Source organism: Actinomadura macra NBRC 14102 (assembly GCF_001552215.1).
In the GTDB taxonomy this organism is placed as follows: Bacteria; Actinomycetota; Actinomycetes; order Streptosporangiales; family Streptosporangiaceae; genus Spirillospora; species Spirillospora macra.
In genome coordinates this window covers 137,629-156,956 of record NZ_BCQT01000003.1, presented here as the reverse complement: position 1 = coordinate 156,956, position 19,328 = coordinate 137,629, and the positions used below count along the sequence as shown (strand labels likewise).

The 19,328-nt window shown below is 72.3% G+C and carries 18 protein-coding genes and 1 pseudogene; 5 read left to right on the top strand and 14 right to left on the bottom strand.

Annotated elements, in window-relative coordinates:
* Positions 1–3: 3 nt before the first annotated feature.
* Complete coding sequence (locus tag AMA02S_RS04410; RefSeq protein ID WP_067451928.1) at positions 4–321, bottom strand: hypothetical protein; 318 nt, start codon at positions 319–321, stop codon at positions 4–6.
* Positions 322–337: 16 nt separating this feature from the next.
* On the bottom strand, positions 338–1,516 hold the full coding sequence (locus tag AMA02S_RS04405) for a zinc metalloprotease (protein WP_067451926.1): 1,179 nt from the start codon (positions 1,514–1,516) through the stop codon (positions 338–340).
* Between the two features lie 146 nt (positions 1,517–1,662).
* Here AMA02S_RS04405 and AMA02S_RS04400 point away from each other — a divergent pair, with 146 nt between their 5' ends.
* Positions 1,663–2,298: a class I SAM-dependent methyltransferase gene (locus AMA02S_RS04400; RefSeq protein ID WP_067451921.1), complete on the top strand. Its 636-nt coding sequence runs from the start codon at positions 1,663–1,665 to the stop codon at positions 2,296–2,298.
* Here the strand turns inward: AMA02S_RS04400 and AMA02S_RS04395 are convergent.
* From AMA02S_RS04395 to AMA02S_RS04375, 5 genes are all read right to left on the bottom strand, one after another.
* Entirely contained in the window at positions 2,295–3,212 is a 918-nt protein-coding gene (locus AMA02S_RS04395) for a hypothetical protein (RefSeq protein WP_067451918.1), read from the bottom strand. The genes AMA02S_RS04400 and AMA02S_RS04395 overlap by 4 nt on opposite strands.
* A gap of 320 nt (positions 3,213–3,532) precedes the next feature.
* Positions 3,533–3,952 (bottom strand): RNA-binding S4 domain-containing protein, encoded by a 420-nt coding sequence (locus AMA02S_RS04390; RefSeq protein ID WP_067451914.1) that lies wholly within the window; start codon positions 3,950–3,952, stop codon positions 3,533–3,535.
* 21 nt (positions 3,953–3,973) lie between these two features.
* Positions 3,974–4,903, bottom strand: a complete 930-nt coding sequence (locus AMA02S_RS04385; RefSeq protein WP_067451911.1) for a 1-acyl-sn-glycerol-3-phosphate acyltransferase — start codon at positions 4,901–4,903, stop codon at positions 3,974–3,976.
* A gap of 1 nt (position 4,904) precedes the next feature.
* The gene (locus tag AMA02S_RS04380) at positions 4,905–5,729 is read right to left on the bottom strand and encodes a patatin-like phospholipase family protein (RefSeq protein WP_067451909.1); all 825 of its coding nucleotides are present in this window, start codon (positions 5,727–5,729) and stop codon (positions 4,905–4,907) included.
* A 454-nt stretch (positions 5,730–6,183) separates the two neighbouring features.
* Positions 6,184–7,236 (bottom strand): DUF2382 domain-containing protein, encoded by a 1,053-nt coding sequence (locus AMA02S_RS04375; RefSeq protein WP_218004835.1) that lies wholly within the window; start codon positions 7,234–7,236, stop codon positions 6,184–6,186.
* A gap of 469 nt (positions 7,237–7,705) precedes the next feature.
* Here AMA02S_RS04375 and AMA02S_RS04370 point away from each other — a divergent pair, with 469 nt between their 5' ends.
* Positions 7,706–8,758, top strand: a complete 1,053-nt coding sequence (locus tag AMA02S_RS04370) for a matrixin family metalloprotease (protein ID WP_067451905.1) — start codon at positions 7,706–7,708, stop codon at positions 8,756–8,758.
* A gap of 97 nt (positions 8,759–8,855) precedes the next feature.
* Positions 8,856–9,269, top strand: coding sequence for a hypothetical protein (locus AMA02S_RS04365; protein ID WP_067451902.1), 414 nt, complete (start codon positions 8,856–8,858; stop codon positions 9,267–9,269).
* A gap of 41 nt (positions 9,270–9,310) precedes the next feature.
* Here the strand turns inward: AMA02S_RS04365 and AMA02S_RS04360 are convergent, their stop codons facing one another.
* The 3 genes from AMA02S_RS04360 to AMA02S_RS04350 all read right to left on the bottom strand — a co-directional run bounded on the left by AMA02S_RS04360 (position 9,311) and on the right by AMA02S_RS04350 (position 12,722).
* Positions 9,311–9,889 carry a class E sortase gene (locus AMA02S_RS04360; RefSeq protein ID WP_067451899.1) on the bottom strand — a complete coding sequence of 193 codons (579 nt, stop codon included), beginning with the start codon at positions 9,887–9,889 and terminating at the stop codon, positions 9,311–9,313.
* 220 nt (positions 9,890–10,109) lie between these two features.
* Positions 10,110–11,519: a chaplin family protein gene (locus AMA02S_RS43935; RefSeq protein WP_169806774.1), complete on the bottom strand. Its 1,410-nt coding sequence runs from the start codon at positions 11,517–11,519 to the stop codon at positions 10,110–10,112.
* A gap of 294 nt (positions 11,520–11,813) precedes the next feature.
* The gene (locus tag AMA02S_RS04350; protein ID WP_067451894.1) at positions 11,814–12,722 is read right to left on the bottom strand and encodes a hypothetical protein; all 909 of its coding nucleotides are present in this window, start codon (positions 12,720–12,722) and stop codon (positions 11,814–11,816) included.
* Between the two features lie 487 nt (positions 12,723–13,209).
* Between AMA02S_RS04350 and AMA02S_RS04345 the strand changes: the two genes are divergently transcribed.
* Positions 13,210–13,503, top strand: coding sequence for a hypothetical protein (locus tag AMA02S_RS04345; protein ID WP_067451892.1), 294 nt, complete (start codon positions 13,210–13,212; stop codon positions 13,501–13,503).
* 25 nt (positions 13,504–13,528) lie between these two features.
* Here AMA02S_RS04345 and AMA02S_RS04340 read toward each other — a convergent pair whose 3' ends face one another.
* A complete protein-coding gene (locus tag AMA02S_RS04340) occupies positions 13,529–14,794 on the bottom strand; it encodes an NAD(P)-binding domain-containing protein (protein ID WP_067451889.1) in 1,266 nt (421 codons plus the stop codon).
* Complete coding sequence (locus tag AMA02S_RS04335; RefSeq protein ID WP_084264589.1) at positions 14,791–16,104, bottom strand: carboxylate--amine ligase; 1,314 nt, start codon at positions 16,102–16,104, stop codon at positions 14,791–14,793. Before AMA02S_RS04335 ends, AMA02S_RS04340 begins: the two co-directional genes overlap by 4 nt.
* An 87-nt stretch (positions 16,105–16,191) precedes the next feature.
* On the opposite strand from AMA02S_RS04335, the pseudogene AMA02S_RS45255 reads away from it, so the two are divergent.
* Positions 16,192–16,887, top strand: a pseudogene (locus tag AMA02S_RS45255) (glycoside hydrolase family 26 protein); the annotation flags it as partial.
* Between the two features lie 311 nt (positions 16,888–17,198).
* Here AMA02S_RS45255 and AMA02S_RS04330 read toward each other — a convergent pair.
* Positions 17,199–18,479, bottom strand: a complete 1,281-nt coding sequence (locus tag AMA02S_RS04330) for a glycosyltransferase (protein WP_067451887.1) — start codon at positions 18,477–18,479, stop codon at positions 17,199–17,201.
* Positions 18,480–18,578: 99 nt separating this feature from the next.
* Positions 18,579–19,322 carry a Wzz/FepE/Etk N-terminal domain-containing protein gene (locus AMA02S_RS04325; protein WP_067451885.1) on the bottom strand — a complete coding sequence of 248 codons (744 nt, stop codon included), beginning with the start codon at positions 19,320–19,322 and terminating at the stop codon, positions 18,579–18,581.
* Between the last annotated feature and the right edge of the window lie 6 nt (positions 19,323–19,328).

The window sequence follows — 19,328 nt, the reverse complement described above, 5'->3', positions numbered from 1 at the left end:
GCATCACCTCGCGATCGTGAGCCTGTCGTCCGTGCCGGACAGAACCGTGATCGTGTAAGGCGTGCCGCGTCCCTGCGGGAAGGTGACACCGACCCGGTCCGCGCCCTGCCTCTCCCAGCGGCCGTGCACCTCGCGGAGGCGGTCGTCCGGGCCGGGGCGGCTTTCGATGAACGTCCCGTCCGACCGGAACTCCAGGCCCCGCCGCACGCGCCGCGCGGGCGGGAACCGGTAGCCGGACGGCCGGTACACCTCCGAGGTGCCGGTGTCCTCCTCGAAGGAGTGCAGCCAGGCGCCGGTGATGTCCGTCAACGTCGTGTTCACACGTCCTCCCGATGGCTCATCGGCCGTCACCGGTGACGAGGCCGATCGCGTCCTGGATCTCGCTGAGGACCTCTCTGAGCAGCCGTTCCACCTCGCCGTCCTGCACGGCATGCCCGTCCCCACCGGCCGCGGCCGGGGCCACGGCGGGGGCGGGGGCGGGGGCGGGGGACGCAGCCGGGGCCGCCGGAGCCGGGGCGGCAGCGGGCTCGGGGGCCGGGGCCGCGGCGGCTTCCGCGGCCGGTTCCTTGGCGGTACCGACCTGGCGGGCGACGACGAAGGACGCGCGCGCCCCCTCCAGGCACGCGTCCATCCGGTCGCTCTGCCCCCGCGTGAACATGACCATGGCCTGGTCGTCGACATAGTCCATGTAATTCATGAACATGTCCCCGTCTGGGCCGTTGTCGCAGGTCACATGCGGGAACGCGGGGCTCCCGGTGTTGGAGGACGCCTGGTTCGGGGTATCGGCGACGCGGTCGTCGTTGCTGCACGCGCCGTCGTCATCGCCCCAGATGTGCAGGAGGTCGAGCCAGTGCCCGATCTCATGGGTCGCGGTCCGGCCCCCGTCGAAGGGCGATGTGGCGCACCCCTTCGTCCCGAAGGCCGTGTGCAGGATGACCACGCCGTCGGTCTGCGGCGGGCCGCCGGGGAACTGCGCGTACCCCAGCAGGCCGCCCTGGAGCTGGCAGACCCACATGTTCAGGTATTGATCGCTCGGCCAGGGGTCGGCGCCGCCGGTGTCGCTGGCCTTCACCGTGTCGCGCGTGTCGAACCCGTCCCGGTCCGTCTCGGTCCGGAAGATCCCGTCCGTCGGGTTCCCGAGCGGGTCGCGGGTCGCGAGCTGGAACTCGATCCGGGTGTCGGCGATCAGTGGTCGCCACACCTCGGGCACCAGGGACACGTCCGTGTTCGCGGCACGGAAGTCCCGGTTGAGGACGTCGATCTGGCTGTGGATCTGATCATCGCTGATGTTCTGTTCCGGAAAGCTCGGGTTGTGGACGACGTGGACGACGACGGGGATCGTGAGCACCTCGCTGCGAACCGCGCTGCGCCGTCCCGTCTCGTACTGGAGCGCGCGGTTCTCGATCCGTGCGCGCTGGGCGCGGTAGGTCATGCTGTCGTTGAGCAGCCTCCGGTGGACGAGCATGGTCCCGCAGATGTCACGCGCCGGGGCCGGGAAGTGGGCGGATTCAGTCATGGGTGGTCCCCTCCAGTCAGGCGGTGTCGACCCGCTACCCCCGCCGCATTTCGGGACGTTCCACCACACTCCTCACCACAAGCCCCATAAAGGGCAAATCCTGCGCCAGGCCGGCCGCGGGTCCCCAGGCACTACCGTCGTCGAGCGTGACCGAAGCAGATACCAGGACCGCCTATGACGCCGTCGCCGACCTCTACGCCGAACTGTTCGGCGACGCCCGCAAGAGCCACCCCCTCGACCGTGGCCTGATCGCCGCCTTCGCCGAACTCGCCGGGGACCCGGTCGCCGACCTCGGCTGCGGCCCCGGCCACCTGACCGCCCACCTCACCGCGCTCGGCCGCACCGCCTTCGGCATCGACCTGTCCCCGGCGATGATCACGCTGGCCCGGCGGGCGCACCCGGCGCTGCGGTTCGACGAGGGCTCCATGACCGCCCTGGACCTACCGGACGGCTCGCTCGGCGGCGTCCTCGCCTGGTACTCGACCATCCACACCCCGCCCGAGCGGCTCCCGGACGTGCTCGCCGAGATCCACCGCGTTCTCGCCCCCGGCGGCCGGCTCCTGCTCGGCACCTTCGCGTCGCCCGACATCCTCCGGCCGTTCGACCACAAGGTCACACTCGCCTACCGCTGGCCGCTCGACCACCTCGCCGGTCTGCTGGAACAGGCGGGACTGGTGGTGGACGCCCGCGCTTCCCGCGAGCCCGCCGAGACCGAGAGATTCGGCCAAGGCTGCCTGCTCGCCCGCAAGCCGGCGGCCCCGCAAAAGGATCAAGGCGACTAGTAGGCAACCTGGTAGGGGGACGAGACGGGAAGGTCATAGACCATCGCGTGGACCGATTCCTCCAGCGACCGCCCGTCGGCGTCGTCGACTCGCTCGACGCATCCGCGGATGAGGGCGAGCAGCGCCGTCCCCGCGAGGGACCTCCGCCCGGCGCGGTCGATCACGCCCGCGCCGGGGTCGGCGAGCGCGCGCAGCGCGGTCCCCTCCATCACGGCACTGATCATGTCGACCAGGCCGTCGACCGTGATCCCCGGGCGCAGCCGCAGGTTCCGCGCCTCCAGGAGTTCCTCGCAGACCTCCGTCCACGGCTCCTTGATCTCGCGATAGTTCTCGGCCATCGCCTTCTGGATCACCTCGTCGCCCTCCGCGGCGGCGGTGACGAAGAGTTCGAGGCGGAACCGGGGCCGGTCGACCAGGGTCAGGATGTTCCAGAACCCCAGCCGATGAATGGCCTCGACATAGTCGGGGCCCTGGAGTAGGTCGCCGAGGATGTCGGCGGCCTCGGTGACGTCGCAATGGTTCGGATGATAGGACCACAAGCCGAACCGCAGCAGGTCGGAGATGAAGTCCGAATGGCATCCCCAGGTGGACCGCAGCGTCGAGACGCTCCCCATCCGCGGGAACGGGTCGGGGTTCGCGCCGACCTCGGCGACGACCGCGCGCTGGGAAAGGAAGGCGAGCAGGGGGCGTTCGATGGAGGCCGCGTCGTCCGGGTCGGTGGACGTCCGCACCGCGCTCGGGCCCAGGTGACGTCCGATCAACCGCATGCCCGCCGCCAGGTAGGCGGCCGTCACCGGATCGTTGGCGAGCCTGTTGCGGCTGGCGGGAGTACGCCGGTTCAGCCGCCGCAGCACTCCCGACAGGTCCTGGTCGTAGGGATAGGGGAGCTGATGTTTCGGGTTCCGCTCGTCCATCACCCCCGCATGGTCTCCCCGCACAGGGCTCGTGTACAGGCGCGCAGTTGCGTGGTGGTGCGCGGCTGCGCGGTCTCAGGCGCGCCCGCGCGGCTGCGCACCGGACGTGGCGGCGTCCACCGGTCTAGAAATGCGATTGGGCAGAATGCGGCTCGTTCTTCCTCTCGCCTTTCGAACGGCCGGTGCCGCACCGCGGGGGCGCGGCGCCGGCTGAACCTTGATTCGTCGCGGCGATCAGGCGGACGCATGACGCGGGGCATGCGTCGAGTCGCATTCTGCCCTTGTCGACTTCTGCCCTTCTCGTTGCGCGCGACCGGCCGTCAGGAGTCGTCTCCGGCGGGGGTGGACAGGTCGTGGGCGGCGCGGCTCTGGTCGAGGGCGCGGAGACGGTCCAGTTCGCGGCGGTCGCGCTTGGTGGGCCGGCCGGCGCCGCGGTCACGGCGGCCGATGGGGATGAGGGCCTCGCGGGGCGGTGGCGGAGGGCTCTTGTCGATGAGGCACTCCGCGGCGACGGAGGCGCCCACCCGCTTGCGGACGAGGCGCTGGACGATCACGATGCGCTCGCGGCCGTCATGGCGCATCCGGATCTCATCGCCCGGACGGACGGGGGTGGCGGGCTTGGCGCGCTCGTCGTTGACCCGGACGTGGCCCGCGCGGCACGCGGTGGTGGCCATCGAGCGGGTCTTCAGCAGCCGCACCGACCAGATCCACAGGTCGACCCTGACCGTCCCCTCGTCCATGGCACGACTGTACCCGCGGGATCATGGTCGGTGCCCGGCCGCGATCCAGGTGTCGGCCTTCTGCCACTGGGCGTAGAGCCAGTCGATCTGGGCGTCCTGGCCGCGCGGGACGTCCTCGGACCGGATGCGCCACCAGTGCGCGCGGACGGGGTGCGCGAGCGGGATGCGGCGCCAGACCTCGCCGGGCGAGATCATGTGGTCGAGGCCGACATGCGCGACGAACACGACGTCCGCGGTGGGGGCGGCGGCGAGGGCCGCGAGGACGCCGCCGGCGCGCGGCGGCAGCACGTGGCGCATGCGGGCCGCGCGGGACGCCTCGTCCAGGCGGCGCTGGCGGGTGAGGCGGCGGATGGCGCGGCGCCGCCGGTCGGGGGTGAAGTTGCCGCCCTCGGGGAAGATGACCAGGGCGTCGCGCGGGCCGAGGCCGGTGGCGAGCCGCTCGATGCGGGCGGCGCCGTCGCCGGGGGTGACGAAGGCGTTCGGCAGCCGGTTGGCGGCGATGTCGATGCACGGGTCGAGCTGGAGCTGGGCCTTCATGACGACGCGCGGGCGCCGCCGGTAGTCGCCGAGCAGATGGTGGACGAGCAGGAGGGCGTCCCCCGGGCCCGCGTGCCGGCTGAGGACGATCAGGGGCCGGTCGCCCGGCGGGCCGTCCCAGCTGCCCTCGATCACGACCTCCAGGCCGAGCCGCTTCTGCGCGGAGGAGTAAAGGCCCGCGACATAGCGGCGGATGATGTCGTAGTGGTGGTCCGAACGGGGGCGGCGGAGTACCCACTGCCAGGTGCACTCGAGAACGGCCCTGCATTCCAGCGTGCCCCAGGCGAGCGCGAACGAGAGCAGGCGCCGGGGGCGTCCGCCGACGAGTGCCAGTGGAAACAGCACGAGGAGCAGCAGGGTCAGAACGAAGAGGAGCGGCGTGCAGAGCACGCGGCGCACGATGGGCGGCGGCATTTCACACTTCTTTGAGGTACTTCAAGGACGCCTGGTAGGCGCGTTCGATATGGGCGGCGATGCCGGAGACGTTGCGGTAGCGCACCTGGGCGAGGTCGACACCGGCCTTCTGCGGCCTCGCGCCGGCGGGCAGGACGTGCACGGCCAGCCCGTCCGGCAGCGTCGCCATCTCCTCGAAGAAGCGGTGCCTGCGGGCGATCTCGAAGGCGACCATGCCGACCTCCCAGGGACGGCGCGGCGGCGCGAGGTCGCGTTCGATGCGTCCGACGTGCAGGACGTAGATGGTGGTGGCGCCCAGTTCGACGGCGCGTCCGACGGGAATGCTGTGGACGAGCCCGCCGTCGAAATAGTGCCGGTCCCCGACGCGGACGGGCGGCAGCAGCCCCGGCGCGGCGCACGAGGCGAGGACTGCGGGGATGACCGGGCCTCGGGTGAACCAGTGCGGCATCGCGGTCTCGATGCAGGCGGCGACGCACTGGAACGGGACGGCCAGGTCCTCGATCTCCGTGGTCTCCAGGAGTTCGCCGAGCATCCGGCGCAGCGGGTCGTTCGCGTGCAGGTGCGTGCCGGAGCGGGCCAGTGTCCACAGCCGTGACCAGACGCGGGCGCCGAACACCTCGCGGACCGACTCGTCCGACCACAGGTCCGTGAGACGCCGGACGGCGGTACCGGGGTCGGCCGCGACGAGCGCGCCGTTGAGCGCGCCGATGGACGTGCCGACGACGAGGTCGGGACGCACGCCGGTCTCCTCCAGCGCCCGCAGCATGCCGACCTCGTGGGCACCGAGGACGCCGCCGCCGCCGAGCACGAACGCCGTCCTCTCCATCCTCCGGTACTGACCAGGACGGGACTCGGTAAACCGGCGGCCGGCCGCTCGCCCCAGCAAGCGGCCGGCCCTGGGGGTTGGCCAGTGGCGGGTCATAAGGCCATGACCGAACCGGAACAGTGGCCGGTCGTCCCTGTGCGGGCCATCGTCTGGAACTTCTCCCGTGACACCCCCGACTGTCAAGAAATCTCACTATTGGTCCGGACAGGCTGGCGAAAACGCAAAAGAATCGGTGACCACACCCAAAGTCCGGAAGTTGACCACTCTTTCGAAGCGGTGACAACAACACGTCCGGCCATCGGACGGGACAATCCCGCCCGGCGGGATGGCCGTATCCGGCCATGCCGTCATCCGGCAGCTCGGGCAGCCACGTGCCCGACCGGACGGCGGGTGTGTCAGATCCGGCCGGGCACGGGGGCATCCGGCGTGGGCCCGAGGGCGCGTGCGGGCCTCGTCAGGACTTGGAGCGGCGCCCCCGGTCGGCGTTCCGGCCGGGGTCGGCGCCACGGCCGCCGCCGCTGCGGTCGCGGTCGGCGCGCGTGCCGTCCTCGCGCGTCACCTCGATGCGCTCCTTGCGGAGCTCCGATCGGATGGTCTGCTCGTCCTGCACCTGCTCGGTGTGGATGCGGACCCGCTCGACCGGCACCGTCTCCTTGGCCACGACCGGGCGCTCCTCGTAGAGGATGATCTCCTGGTCGTCCTCGGTGAGCGTCACCTTGGCGCCGGGCTCGCCGCCGGTGATCGGCTCGCGGTCGATCCTGATCTCCTCGTGCGAGACCGGGATCGTCCGCTCGACCGTCTCCGTCTCCACCCACTTGTGGACGCGGATACGGCCGGACTCGTGGCGCTCGGTACCGATGCGCATCTGCTCCTCGGAACGGGTGATCTCGGTCATCGGGGCTTCCGCGCCCTCGCGCGCCGACTGCGGGGGCAGGCCCTGCGCCTGCTTGCCCTGCCGCTCGGCGTGGACGGCCATCCCCGCCGCACCGGCGGTCCCGGCTGTCCCGGCCGCGCCCGCGGTCCCAGACATGTCCGAGCTACCGGACGAGCTGGACGTGCCGGAGGTGCTGGACGTGCCCGCCGCGGCCTGGCCCGGCGAGCCGGCCGCCGGACGGTCGCCCGCCTCCTTGCCCGCGGCACCCGCTTCGCCCGGCGCGCTGCGACCGCTCGGGGGACGTACGCCGTAGTGCCGGTAGAGATCGACGATCTGGGCGTGCGACAGGTGCTCGTCCGCGTCCACGTTCGGAGCGCCCTTGATGGTCTCCTTGTCGTAGGGGACCTGGAGAGCGTCCTGGCTCTTGCGCGCCCCGGACAGCGGCACGAAGCTCTCCCGCATCCCGAACCATCCGGTGTGCACCGTGACCCACTCCGGCGCGCCGGAGTCGTCATTGAGATAGACCTGCTTGATCGTGCCGACCTTGGTGCCGTGGGTGTCGGTCACGCTCGTGCCCATCAGTTCCCGGACCTGTGTCTCCGTCTGCACGTTGAACACCTCTGCTCTCGTCACCGCTTCCAGGGTGAGGGGTGGGGGCGGCCCGCCGCCCTGCCACTCCGCAGGCGGCGGAGCCCGCCGGTTCTCGCCCCTCGGTCGCGGTGAATCTCGGTCGGGCGGCGGTCCGGTGGGCCCGGGCCCCAGCGCCCTTGGTTCTGTTGTCCCGAGTTGCCGGATTACCTGCTGCTTTTCCGGATGGGCCAGCAGTAAACCTGTTTGCGTGACTATGAGTAACGATCTACGGAACTCTTACGCGAGCATCGGGCCCATGAGCTGGACGAAGAGCCTTCCCGAGGCGGCGAGCATCACTCCATGATCGCTCACTCACCGTGACAAACAGTGATCACAGTACATATCCCCATGAGCAGCCATTTATGAAATTGACCGCGCACCAGATGGAGATCACTTTGAAGAAAGGGCCGTTTGTCTTTTGCGCCGCCGCGCAACAACTACCACCAAAGATTCCAATCATCGGAGTATCGGAATGGACGATTTCCCGCCCGTGCGGCGGTGGCACCGGAACGGCGCGGTCGCGGCCGCCGCCGTCCTCTCGCTCACCGCCCCTCTCACGTCCGCCGCCATGGCCTCGCCCGGCGGCGCACACCGGCAACCGCCCGCCTGGTGCAAACCCGAGGGAACCCTCACGGCCCGCGCGATGCCGCAGAAGATCAAGCTCGCTCGGTGCGACCTGCGAGGCCGGACGGTACGCGGAGCGAACGGGCTCGCCGTGGTCGTGCCCACGGACGGCACATCGGTCGCCGCGCACGAACTGCGCACCGACGGGGCGGCCGAGCTGCGCGTCCGGGTGGACTCCCGCGCCGGCGAGATCACCATCGGGACGCGCGGCGCCCGGGTGCCGCAGGGCAGGCCGCGCGGCTCACGCGCGCCGCTCAACCCCTGCGAGGACGGAGCGTACCGGGCGGAGCCGGGGACGTGGCCGAAGGGCGGCACCATCCAATGGCACTACAGTCCCGGACCGGGCGAACAGCCGATCACGGGCATCAGCACGGGCATCTCGAACATCGTCAACGCCCGCACCGACTGCACGTCCGACCGCCGGTACTCGCCGGCACCGAACGTGCACGCGCGAAACGCGGCGCAGACGGACAAGACCCCGAACGTCACCGCCCAGGCGGGCTGCGGCCCGCGGGACCGGATGAACACCTTCGGCTGGCTGGCCATGCGGGAGGCGGAGCCCGAGGTCCTGGCGGCGACCTGCCTGTGGTTCGGGGGTGGCAGGATGCTCGAGACCGACATGGCGCTCCAGGCTCACGGCAAGAGCTGGTGGCCCGGCGCGACCTCCGAGAACGGTACGAACGCCGCAGACGGCGCGAGCGGATCGTGTCCGGTGGGCAGCTACGACACCACGGCCGTCGCGACCCACGAGTCGGGCCATGTGCTCGGCCTGTCGCACGTCGAGGGCCCCGAGCACGCCGGGCTCACCATGGCACCGTTCGTGCGCTCCTGCGACAGCGGCCTCGCCACACTCGGAAAAGGCGACTATGACGGATTGATCGCCCTTTATGGGGGACGCTGATCAGTATTATCAGTGCCCTTCGGGCGGCAAAGTAAAAAGACCGGCAGCATGGAGTGTCCCGCACATCTGCGCCGCACCACGACCCTAGTGTCGCATCGTGGACAGCCATTCTTTCGGGGGATACGGCCGGTGGCAGGAGGAGGGCTGCCCGGCGCTCTTCCGGGTCGCCCCGCACGAGCGTCCCGCGCTGCTCGCGCTGCACGGCGTGGCCCGGCGTCTCGGCACGGTGATCACCGAGGCCGGGCCCGGCGGGGCCGCCGGGCTGGCGCGGCGCGGTGAGCTGGCGCTGCTGCTGGCCGGCGTCCGCCACGTCATCGTCGCCGGGGACGCCACGCTGCGGTCCTGGGAGCCGGCGGGCCTGCGGCCCGAGGAGATCCGCGGGCTGCTGGCCGGCGCCGTCGGGTCCGTCCTGGCCGCCACCCTCGATCGCGACGGCGGCGCAGCACTGGCCCACACCCGCAACATCGAGCTGATGGTGAACTGCCATTCCGCCGTGGCGGCGCGGCTGTGACACCGGCGCCGCCTCAGCGGTCGCGCGTCAGCGGTCGCGCGTCAGCGCCCCCGCCCGGACGTGTGATGGAACGCCCCCACGACGACCAGGCGCCGCCGGTCCGATCCCTTCGGGTGGCAGGTGATGAGGGTGACGTACTTCCCGTTCGCCACGCTGCCCCGCTTGAACGGGACCGCCTCCAGGGCCCGCCGGTCCGTCGGCATGATGATGCGCTTGCCCCGCACCTTGTAGACGTACGACGTGCGGCCCACGCTGAGGACGATCGGATCCCCGCGCCGCAGTTCGTTGATCCGCCCGAACGGCGCCAGGTAGGTCGTGCGGTGCCCTAGCAGGACCACGTTGCCCTCCCGTCCTGGATAGGCCGTTCCGGGGTAGTGCCCGGCACCCTTCTGGAGCATCTCCGGCGCGATGCCGTGCAGCACGCGCGCCTTCAAACCGATCCTCCTGATGCCGATTTTGGCGATCACCGCGCCGCGGCGCGCACCGGCGGGTGCGGCGTGCGCCGGTGGCGCGAGCGCGTCGGTGAGGAACCCGCCGGCGAGCATCCCGGTGGTGAGAAGCCCGGTGGTGAGGAAACCGGTGGCGAGGGTCGCCGCCGGGCGAGACATGCGGTCGAGCATCGTCTGGCCTCCATCGCTCTGGTCCGGTCACGGGAAAGGGGGCGGCACGTCTGCCGCCCCCTTCACCTCGACCGTCGTCGATCGTCTTACGTCCGGCCGCGTCGGCGGCCGGGGTATCCGGCGGACGGTGTCGGCCTTCGGGCCTGTTCGCCGGCGCTCCGCGGTGCGCCGGTCGCCCGGCTCCGGGCCGTCCGTCCGTGCCGGGTCGTCCGAGACCGGGTCAGCCGCCGAGCAGCGGGGTCCCGAGGGTCACCGGCGACTCCTTCTGAAGGCTCGTCTGCACGAGTCCGGGCGCCTTGACGGGCGTGCTGCGCATCAGGTCGCGCAGGATGGACGGGCGGCCGGGCTGGGCCGCGGGCCGGGGTGCGGCCACTCGCTTGGTGGACGGCAGCTTGTGGTGCCCGGCTCCGGGACGGTTCTTGCGGGGCTTGTGCGGCTTCTTGACCTTCGGCGGCGTGCGCAGCGTGGGCGGCAGGGGCTTGTCCCCGCCGTTGGTCACGGTCGCGCCGCCCTTGCACCAGGCCTGGCTGACGCCGAGGACCGCGACGGCGTTGCCGCAGACGTTGATCGGCGCGGAGATGGGCGCGTAGATCTGGTTGCCGCCGAGGATGCTGAAGTTCCCGGACGTCTGCATCCCGTCGCCGCCGCCGCGCTTGTTGGAGACGTGGGCGCCGCCCTTGCACCAGGAGTTGGCGATTCCGAGGACCGCGACGGAGTTGCCGCAGACGTTGATCGGCGCGGAGATGGGCGCGTAGATCTGGTTGCCGCCGAGGATGCTGAAGTTCCCGGACGTCTGCATCCCACCGCCTCCCCCGTGGTCGCCGCCCCAGCCGTCGCCGCCCCGGGCCGCGGACTCGCGCTTGTCGCCCACGATGCCGGAGCCGCGCTGATCATCCGCAAGGCCGGAGCCGGGCTGGTCACTCGTGAAGCCGGAGCTGGGCTGATCGCTGGGGAAGCCGGCGCCGGGCTGAACGCCCGCGATGCCGGAGCCGCGCTGATCGCTCGGGACGCCGGCGCCGCGCTGGTGGCTCGCGGCACCGGAGCCGCGCGGAGCACCCACGGTGGCACGCTGATCACCTGTGGCGGTGCGCTGATCACCTGTGGCGCGGGAGCCGCGGTAGCCGTTCGCCGCGCCCGTGCCGGTGCCGCTCTCACGCCAGCCGCCGTGGTGGCCACCGTGGTGGCCGTCGTTGACGACCGACGCGCCGCCCTTGCACTGGGCCTTGGCGAGCCCCAGGACGGCGACGGCGTTGCCGCAGATGTCGATGGGCACGGAGATCGGCAGGTAGATCTGGTTGCCGCCACCGATCGAGAACATCCCCGAGGTTTTCATTCCGCCGCCACCACCGCCACCGCCGCCGCCGTGACGGTGGTTCTTGACGGACGCGCCGCCGTGCGAGCTCGCCTGCGCCAGCCCGAGGACGGCGATGGCGTTGCCGCTCACCTCGACCGGGATGGAGATCGGCGCGTACACCTGGTTGCCGCCCAGGATGCTGAAGTTGCCGGACGTCTGCATGCCCCCGTCCGCGGAGGCGGCGGGCGCGAGGCCCGCCAGACCTCCTGCTCCCAGGGTGACCGAGGCCGCGGCCACGAGGGCGGCTCGGCTGGTGTTCTTGGACCAGATTCGCATGCTGGTACTCCTGTTCTTCTTCTCGGCGATTCGGGTGAATCGGTGGTTGAAATCGCCGCGCGGGTGCCCGTCCGGGCGAGCGCGGCGGCGCAGCGGCATGACGAAGCCGTTGCGGTTCAGGAAGGTTCGTGGGGCGGGACGTCCGGCGGCCGATGGCCGGGCCCGGTGGACGGACCCGTGAACGGGCCCGGTCGGCTGGGGCGGCGGCTCTCGGACGGCGAAGGTCCGGCCAGGTCCCGAGGGTCCGGGGCGCGGCCACTCCAGACATGGAGCGTCCGGCCGCGGGTCGGCCTCCTAGTCGGGGACGACCGTCGGGCTGTCGGGCGCGGTCATGTCGGCCAGCGCCGAGCGGTGGAACATCCCCGCACCCGGGGCCGGCGGCACGGCCGCGTGGCGGTCGGCGCGCAGGTCGGCGATCGGGCCGAACTGGTGGCCGCCCGACAGGGCCCCGCCGCGCGGGTCGTCCTGCCCCGACGGCAGCACGGGCCCGGGTGAGGCGGGGGCGTGGTGCTCGCCGCGGTAGTGGCGGCGGCCGTCGATGGCGGCTTCGCCCGGGCGGACGGCGCCCGCGAAGGACGGCGCCACGCGGGTGCCGCCCGAATCGCGGGCCGCGCTTCCGGCGGACCCCGCGGTGAGCGGCACGTCGAGCCCCGGCGAGTGCGCCGGGGAGAGCAGACCGTCCTTCAGGGGCCGGGATCCGGCCGCCTCGGGGACGAGTCCGCCGATCGGCCCGCCCGTGCGGACGGCCGGGACGCGCAGGCGGTGCACACCCGTGGCCGCCAGGTCCCGCACGATTCCGACGGCGCGGTCCCTGTCGTCGAGGACCTCACGCCCGCGTGCCTTCATGTAGGTCACCGGGTCGTTGCCGAGCGCGCGCATGTCGCCCTCGACGGTCATCGCCACATGCTCGGCCGGGCGTCGCCCGTCGCCGGTGAGGTGGCGCAGCGTGGTCAGCCCGCCCTTGTGGATGGGCCCCTGCGCGTCGGGCGGGGCCACGGCTGCCGCGCCACGTCCGCTCGACGCCGGATCGGTCCGCCCCGCACCTCCGCGCGGCGCCGCGGACGCGGTGTCGTTCAGCGCGGAGAGGACGAGCCAGCCCGCGGCCGCGAACCCGGCGATGACGACCAACCGTGTCAGGGCGGGCAGGAGCGCATACCGATCCCGGGGGCGCAGTGCCCCGCGGTGTGTCGGTACGGTCTCCATTGCCGGATCCCCCTGGTGGCGTTGATCTGTTCCTGGCTCGGTGGCGAACTGTCGGCACGACGGTAGCACCGCATCGCACAGAATCGCGGATTAATTGTTCCCGCGGAGGCTGTGTCTTCTCAAGAAGTCCACATACCTGCATGTCAGAGCAGTGCAACACCACGATGATCTCCCCGGGCTTTCCATTTCGGCCACCCCACACACGCGACCTTCCGATCATTTACCTGACCATTAAGAGCGGCACAACTTCGGCGCCTTTTCATGACTACGCGAGCCATTGAAGAACCTTCGCCCGATTTTCGGGACTTGATACCGGGAAATGTCTGGGATGTCGGCGCGTGTCCACCGGGCGGAGTAGGACGGGGCCAAGGCTCGGCAAGGACCGGGAAAAGATCGCTCTCCCGGCGTTCACCGGGAGACCGGGGAGAAGTATGGCGGACGGTATCCGATGCGCTACATTCGGTGAGGTCTCTCAAGGAGCCCGCCGATGCCCGTCCCGCCGTCCGCGCTCGCGAGGCTCAGGCCCGCGCGCCGCCGCCCGGCCCCGGCCCGGGTCACCCGCCGCTTCGTCATCCGGCCCACCGGCGCCCCCCTCGACGAGCCGAACAAACTGGACGGTCCAGGCGGTTCAGGCCGCACAGACGGGTCCGCCGGCCCGATGGAGACGGGCCGGCGGCGGTACTCGTCATGGACCTGGACGCTCTACTCCCGCTGGGAGTGGATCATGGCCGGCGCGCGGGCCGAGCGCGCGCTCCGGCGTTCGCGCCCGCCCTGGAGATGACCGGCGCCGCCGGGTGGAGGATCGTTCACCGCTGGGGCGTGCCGCCCTGGGGGCGGTTCGCCTCGAAGGCGGCCTGTGCCCGCCGCGGGGGCGCCGCCGCACGCGGCGTCCTGCGGATGATGTGGCGGGCGATCCGGCGGCCCGCGAAGTCGGCGCCGTGCACGAACCGCATCACGGGCCCGAACGTGGCCGCGGCGGCGAGCCCCGCGAAGTACAGTCCCGGCAGCGAGGACTCGAAGTCCCGGGTGAGCACCGGCGAGCTCGACCGGGTGTCGACCCGGACCCGGATCTCGGGCGAGAGCACCGTGAGCCGCTGGATGTCCGGCACGAACCCGGTGGCGGCGATGACGTGCTCCACCTCGGTCACGATCCGCCGCCCGGTGTGATCGACCGTCGTGACGGCGACGCCGTCGTCCTGCTCGATCGCTTTCGCCAGGAGACGACCCGTGCTCACCTGGACACGCTCGTCCAGCCGGTCGCGCAGCCACCACGCCCCGGCGGGCGGGAGCGTCTCGCGGACGATCCGCTGCCGCTTGGCGTAGGGGACGAAGCGGACGAGGCCGGGCCGCTCCGCCCACAGCCACGTCCGGTAGCCGGTGCCCAGCCCGGACCTCGGTCCACCGATGATCTTCGCCCGCGGCGACCGGCGCTCGGCGGGCACCGAGTTCCAGTCGAGGACCTCGCGCCGGGCGAGCAGGTGCGGGCGGGCGCCCGCGTCGGCCAGCAGCACCGCGGTCTCCAGCGCGGACTGTCCGGCGCCCACGACGGCGACGTCCCGGCCCGCGAACAGGCCGAGGTCGCGGTGCGAACTGCTGTGCGAGACGAGCCATGACGGCATCCCGGACAGCTCATCCGGGATGTGGGCGAACGGGCCGACCCCGACGGCGATGACGACCGCGCGGGCCGCGATCGCCTCGCCCGTCGCGAGCGTGACGACGTACCCGGCCGGTCCGCCGCGCTCGACGCTCACCACGTCGGTGGGCTCGGTGCCGGGGACCGCCTCCGCCGCGAACCAGCGGCCGTACGCCACGAACGTCTCCAGCGGGATCGGCTGACCCGTCCGCCAGTCGGGATGGCGGTCGGTGAAGGCCATGCCCGGTTGCGGCGCGCCCAGGTTGGAGGCGAAGGCCTCGGATTTCAGATACATGCCCTCGGGCATGTTCTCGTTCCAGAACCGCATCGGCGTGCCGATGATCCTGACCTCCAGCCCGAGATTCTGCAGGTGGGCGGCGGTCGACAGACCGTAGGGCCCGGCGCCGACGATCACGACGTCGCTGGCCGAGTCGTTCATTCTCGTTCCCCCGTGTGTGTGTCGTGCGTGTGGTGGAGCCGCTCGCCGCGGCGCCCGCCGTGCAGGACGGCGCGGACCCGGCGGGCCGCGCGCAGCACGCTCTGCCCGCCCATCGCGAGGAAGGGCGGCAGGTCGTCGCCGGCGTACCAGGCCAGTTCGTCGGCACGGCGCAGCGGGCGCAGAGACCCGGCGCGCAGCGGCCGTCCGATCGATTGCTGGAGGTAGTGGTTCTCGACGAGCAGGTGGCGGCCGAACGCCGGGCGCGCGCGCGGGACGCGGCGGCCCGACTGGTCGAGATGCAGGACACGGACGAGGTCGAGGCCCTGCCGGTCGGCGAAGAGCCGGAACTGCGCCCCGACCCGCGGGTTGAAGTCGAGGAGGTGGTAGACGCCGGTGCGGTCGTCGCGACGAAAGTCCAGGTCGACGAGCCCGCGGCAGCCGAGCAGCCGGACGGCGCGCGTCGCGAGTTCGGACAGTTCGGGGTTGTCGACCCACTCACCGGCGACGGTGTGTCCGGCCTGGGGCGGGTGCGCGAGGTGCTTGCGCCCCGTCCCGCCGTAGAGGCAGTCGAGCACGGCGTCGAAGTAGCCCTGGAAGAACCAGTCGCCGCCGCTCGGCGGGATGCGCCGCTGGAGGATCAGCGGCCCCGCGCCGCCGCCGGGTTCGTGGTCGTCCTCCCGGGCGGCGTCGAGGAGCCGGTGCGCCTGCTCGCGGGTGTGGACGAGCGTCGTGCTGCGGTACCCGGGCGCGAGCCTCCACGGACGCGCCCACTTGGCGATCAGTGGCAGGCCGAGCGCGCGGACGGCGTCGTCGGCCTCGGCCCGGCTCGCGGGGGTGCGGCTCTCCGGACAGGGCAGGCCGTACCCGGCACAGGCCGCGATGAGCCGTGACTTGTCGGCGACGAGGCGGGGGACGCCCGGGTCCTGGGACGGGAAGACGAACGAGGGCGCCAGCGCGTCGGCGTGCTCGGCGACGAAGATCGCGCCCGCGTCGTCCATCGGGAGCAGCAGCGCCGTCCCGCCGACCCGTTCGCCGATCACCCGGAGGTGGCTCAGCAGCGCGGACGGACGGTCGGCCGGCGGCGCCCAGGGATGCCCGCTGTGCAGATAGCGGGATCTGGACGAGGGGTTCGCGGGCCCTTCGAGGATGGCGTGCACCGGCACCCCGGCGCGTCCGAGGGTCCTGATGGCGCCGAGCGTGCCGTGGTGAAAGGAATTGTGGTTCGTGCGCAGCAGCAGGACGGGAAGGCCGGCGTCCAGACGCGGCGGCGGGGCGTGCGGGTCGAGGGACATCCGCGGGTCGTGGCGCACAGCAGCCTTCCTCGTCGCAAGGTAAATTCTCCCGTCGGCCCCTCGGCCAATTTGTTCACCGTGAGCGCCAGAGGGCATACATTACGCATGCGAGCTGCGGATATCCATCCAACCCGGCGGCCATTCCATCGACGCCGCAAAAGGTCGATCCCTTTCTGCCCGCTCCCTCCCGTTCTGGCCGCATTCCTGGTCCTGCTCGCGCTCACCGCGTCCACTCTGGCGACATGGAGCCGGCCGCAGACGGCGTACGAGCCAACGAAGTATGTACCATTAGGCGCCTTTTTGGGATCTGGCCCGGAAGGTGTGGAAAGAGTGAAAAGATTCCAGGACTGGCTCGGCTCACCGGTGACCGTCGGGCGCACCTACCTGCCCGGGGACGACTGGCGCGCCATCGAGGGCCCGGAGGGGATACTCCGGCCGTGGGCCACCTGGCGGGCGGCCGATCCGCGCAGGATGCTGGTGGTCAACGTCCCGATGATGGTGCCCAACGAGGCGGGGCTGCCGGCGCACCGGCTGGCGTGGCTGCTGCGCGGCGGGGCCTCCGGAGCCTACGACCGGCACTACCGCACCCTCGCCGAGCGGCTGCGCTCGCTGGGCGTCGGGGACTCGATCATCGTGCTCGGCTGGGAGATGAACGGGGAGTTCTACGGCGGCCGGTGCTCGTCGGATCCCGAAGCGTGGAAAGCGTACTGGCGGCGCATCGTCACCGCCATGCGCGCGGTGCCGGGCACGCGTTTCCGCTTCGATTTCGCGGCGACGCGCGGGCACGACGCAATACCGTGGACGAACTGCTATCCAGGTGACGACGTCGTAGACATCATCGGATCCGACAGCTACGACCAACCCTGGGGAAAGACGTTCCAGGATTACGTCAACGAGCCTTATGGGCTACAGGCGCAGGCCGATTTCGCCGCCGCACACCGAAAGCCGCTCTCGTTTCCCGAATGGGGGTTGTTCCGCAACTCCGACAACCCCCAGTACGTCCAGGGAATGCACGACTGGATCACCTCGCACGACGTCGTGTACCAGTCGATCAGCGACTACTGCCCGCACGGCGTGTGGGGGTGCCCGCACAATCCCCGCTCGTCCCACACCTACCGCGAGCTGTTCGGCGGCGTCACGATGCCCTCCTCGCCCGGACCGAACACGATGTCCAGCCCGGCGTCCAGCCCGGCATCCAGCCCGGCCCCGCCACCTGCCTCCAAGCCGTCGATCTCCACACCGGAACCGAGCACGCGGCCGGCCGGACCGCCCGGTCCGGCCGCACCGAACCCGGCGACCTCGCGGGTGACGTCCGCCAGCAGGGCCATCGTCCCCGCGATGTCGTAGGCCGCCGCGGCGACCACCGCCGCGCGGCCCTCCTCCTCGGTGACCCCGGGGCACCGGAGCCTGCTCGTCAGCGCGCCGGCGAGCGCGGCGGGGTCGTCCGGGGGCACGAGCACGCCGACGCCCGGACGGACCACCTCGCGGATGCCGGGAATGTCCGTCCCGACGAGGCAGCGGCCGGTGGCGAGCGCCTCCAGCGCCGTCAATGGCAGCCCCTCCCACCGCGACGGCAGCACGACCAGGTTCGACGCCGCCAGCCAGTCGCGGGGGTCCGCCACGGCCGGGATGAGGTCCACGCCGGCCGGGGCCCGCGCGCACAACCGATCGAGGTCCTCGCCGTCACCGACGATGGCGAGCCGCGCGGACGGGCACCACGCCGTGACGTCCGGCCAGGCCGCGACCAGCACGTCCTGCCCCTTCTGCCGGGTCAGGCGGCCGATGCACACCGCGAGCGGGACGTCGGGCGGCAGCCCGAGCCGGGCCCGTGCGGCCAGCCGGGCGGTGCCGTCGGCCGCCCGGAACCTGTGGCGGTCCACCCCGTTGCGGACGAGCCGGTAGGGGCCGCGCACGCCCGCGCGCATCCCCTCCCGCAGCTCACCGACGCCGACGCAGACGAGCGCGCCGGTCCGGGTGGCGGCCCGCCGCTCCCACATCCGGCTGACGGATGCCTGCCGTCCGGTCGCGGCGAGCCAGGACCAGCCGTGCGGCTGGAAGATCGTCGGCGTGCGGTGCGGGAGCCGTCCCGCGAGGCCCGCCTTCGAGGAGTGCAGGTGGACGACGTCGGGCGCGAACCCGCGGACGAGGCGGCGGAGCGCGAGCGTCTCCGCCGGCGTCCGGCGGCCGGGCGCGCGCCCGGCCTCCCAGGCGAGCCAGGGCACGCCGGCGTCGGCGCACCGGGCGGACAGGTCACCGCCCGCCGGGCAGGCCACCGCGACGTCCCAGCCGCGCCGCCGCTGGTCGGCGGCCGCCTGGCCGACGTAGACGGCGACGCCGCCCTCGTTGGGCTGGCTGACGTGCAGGACCCGGATCCGCCCTGAGCCGTCAGCCATGGCCTCTCTGACCGGGCCTCTCCACGTGCTTCCGCGCGTGCGGACGGTCGAGGTGGGCGGCGGCGGACGGAGCGTCCGTCCCGGCCGGACAGGGAAGGATCATGAACCGATCTCCACCGGTTCGGCCGCGGGCGGCGGCACCGTCCCCGCACCGGCGATCCGCGTCCGGGACGCGTCGCGCGAGCCCCGGCCGCGCCGCCCGCTCACGATCGCGGCGCTGAGCCCGGCGAGCAGGACGCCGGAGGCGGTCCCGACCGCGAGGTCCAGCGGAAGGTTCGGCGAGGTCGGCGTGGCCGGCGCCGCCGCCAGGCTCATCAGCGCGACGCGCACGCCGGTGTCGGTCCGGTGGGACGTGCCGTACCGGACGAGCGCGTCGGCGGCGGCGTTGGCGAAGGCGGCGGCGTCCGCGCCGCTCCTGCCGCTGCCGGTCAGCCGGACCAGCGGCGTGTCCGGCGAGGTGGACGCCTGGATGTGCTCGCGGGTGGCGCCCGGCGCGATCCTGGGCAGCGCGATGGAGGAGTGGCGGAGCGTCTCCGGGAGCGGCGCGAGCCGCCCGTACGCCTGCGCGAAGCTCACCGCCGCCGGGCCTGCGCCCCCGTTCTCCCCCTGGTCCACGACCAGGACGAACGCGGTCGCGGTGTAGGTCGCCGGGGTGAACAGGGAGTAGCCGAGTCCACCGAGGACCCCGGCGAGGACGAACGCGACGGCCAGGCCGTACCTCCTGGCGAGTACGGCGGTCCGGCGGGCGACGCGCCGGACCGCCCGCCACGCGAACGCGGCGATCCGGCCGAGCGGGCCGGTCCGCGCGTCGGACGACCTCTGGGTGGCTTCACGCTTCGGCATCAGGGG

Coding starts and splice junctions, on each gene's coding strand:
- AMA02S_RS04405 (WP_067451926.1), bottom strand. CDS start 1,516: ATGACTGAATCCGCCCACTTCCCGGCCCCGGCGCGTGACATCTGCGGG.
- AMA02S_RS04395 (WP_067451918.1), bottom strand. CDS start 3,212: ATGGACGAGCGGAACCCGAAACATCAGCTCCCCTATCCCTACGACCAG.
- AMA02S_RS04390 (WP_067451914.1), bottom strand. CDS start 3,952: ATGGACGAGGGGACGGTCAGGGTCGACCTGTGGATCTGGTCGGTGCGG.
- AMA02S_RS04385 (WP_067451911.1), bottom strand. CDS start 4,903: ATGCCGCCGCCCATCGTGCGCCGCGTGCTCTGCACGCCGCTCCTCTTC.
- AMA02S_RS04380 (WP_067451909.1), bottom strand. CDS start 5,729: ATGGAGAGGACGGCGTTCGTGCTCGGCGGCGGCGGCGTCCTCGGTGCC.
- AMA02S_RS04370 (WP_067451905.1), top strand. CDS start 7,706: ATGGACGATTTCCCGCCCGTGCGGCGGTGGCACCGGAACGGCGCGGTC.
- AMA02S_RS04360 (WP_067451899.1), bottom strand. CDS start 9,889: ATGCTCGACCGCATGTCTCGCCCGGCGGCGACCCTCGCCACCGGTTTC.
- AMA02S_RS43935 (WP_169806774.1), bottom strand. CDS start 11,519: ATGCGAATCTGGTCCAAGAACACCAGCCGAGCCGCCCTCGTGGCCGCG.
- AMA02S_RS04350 (WP_067451894.1), bottom strand. CDS start 12,722: ATGGAGACCGTACCGACACACCGCGGGGCACTGCGCCCCCGGGATCGG.
- AMA02S_RS04345 (WP_067451892.1), top strand. CDS start 13,210: ATGCCCGTCCCGCCGTCCGCGCTCGCGAGGCTCAGGCCCGCGCGCCGC.
- AMA02S_RS04340 (WP_067451889.1), bottom strand. CDS start 14,794: ATGAACGACTCGGCCAGCGACGTCGTGATCGTCGGCGCCGGGCCCTAC.
- AMA02S_RS04330 (WP_067451887.1), bottom strand. CDS start 18,479: ATGGCTGACGGCTCAGGGCGGATCCGGGTCCTGCACGTCAGCCAGCCC.
- AMA02S_RS04325 (WP_067451885.1), bottom strand. CDS start 19,322: ATGCCGAAGCGTGAAGCCACCCAGAGGTCGTCCGACGCGCGGACCGGC.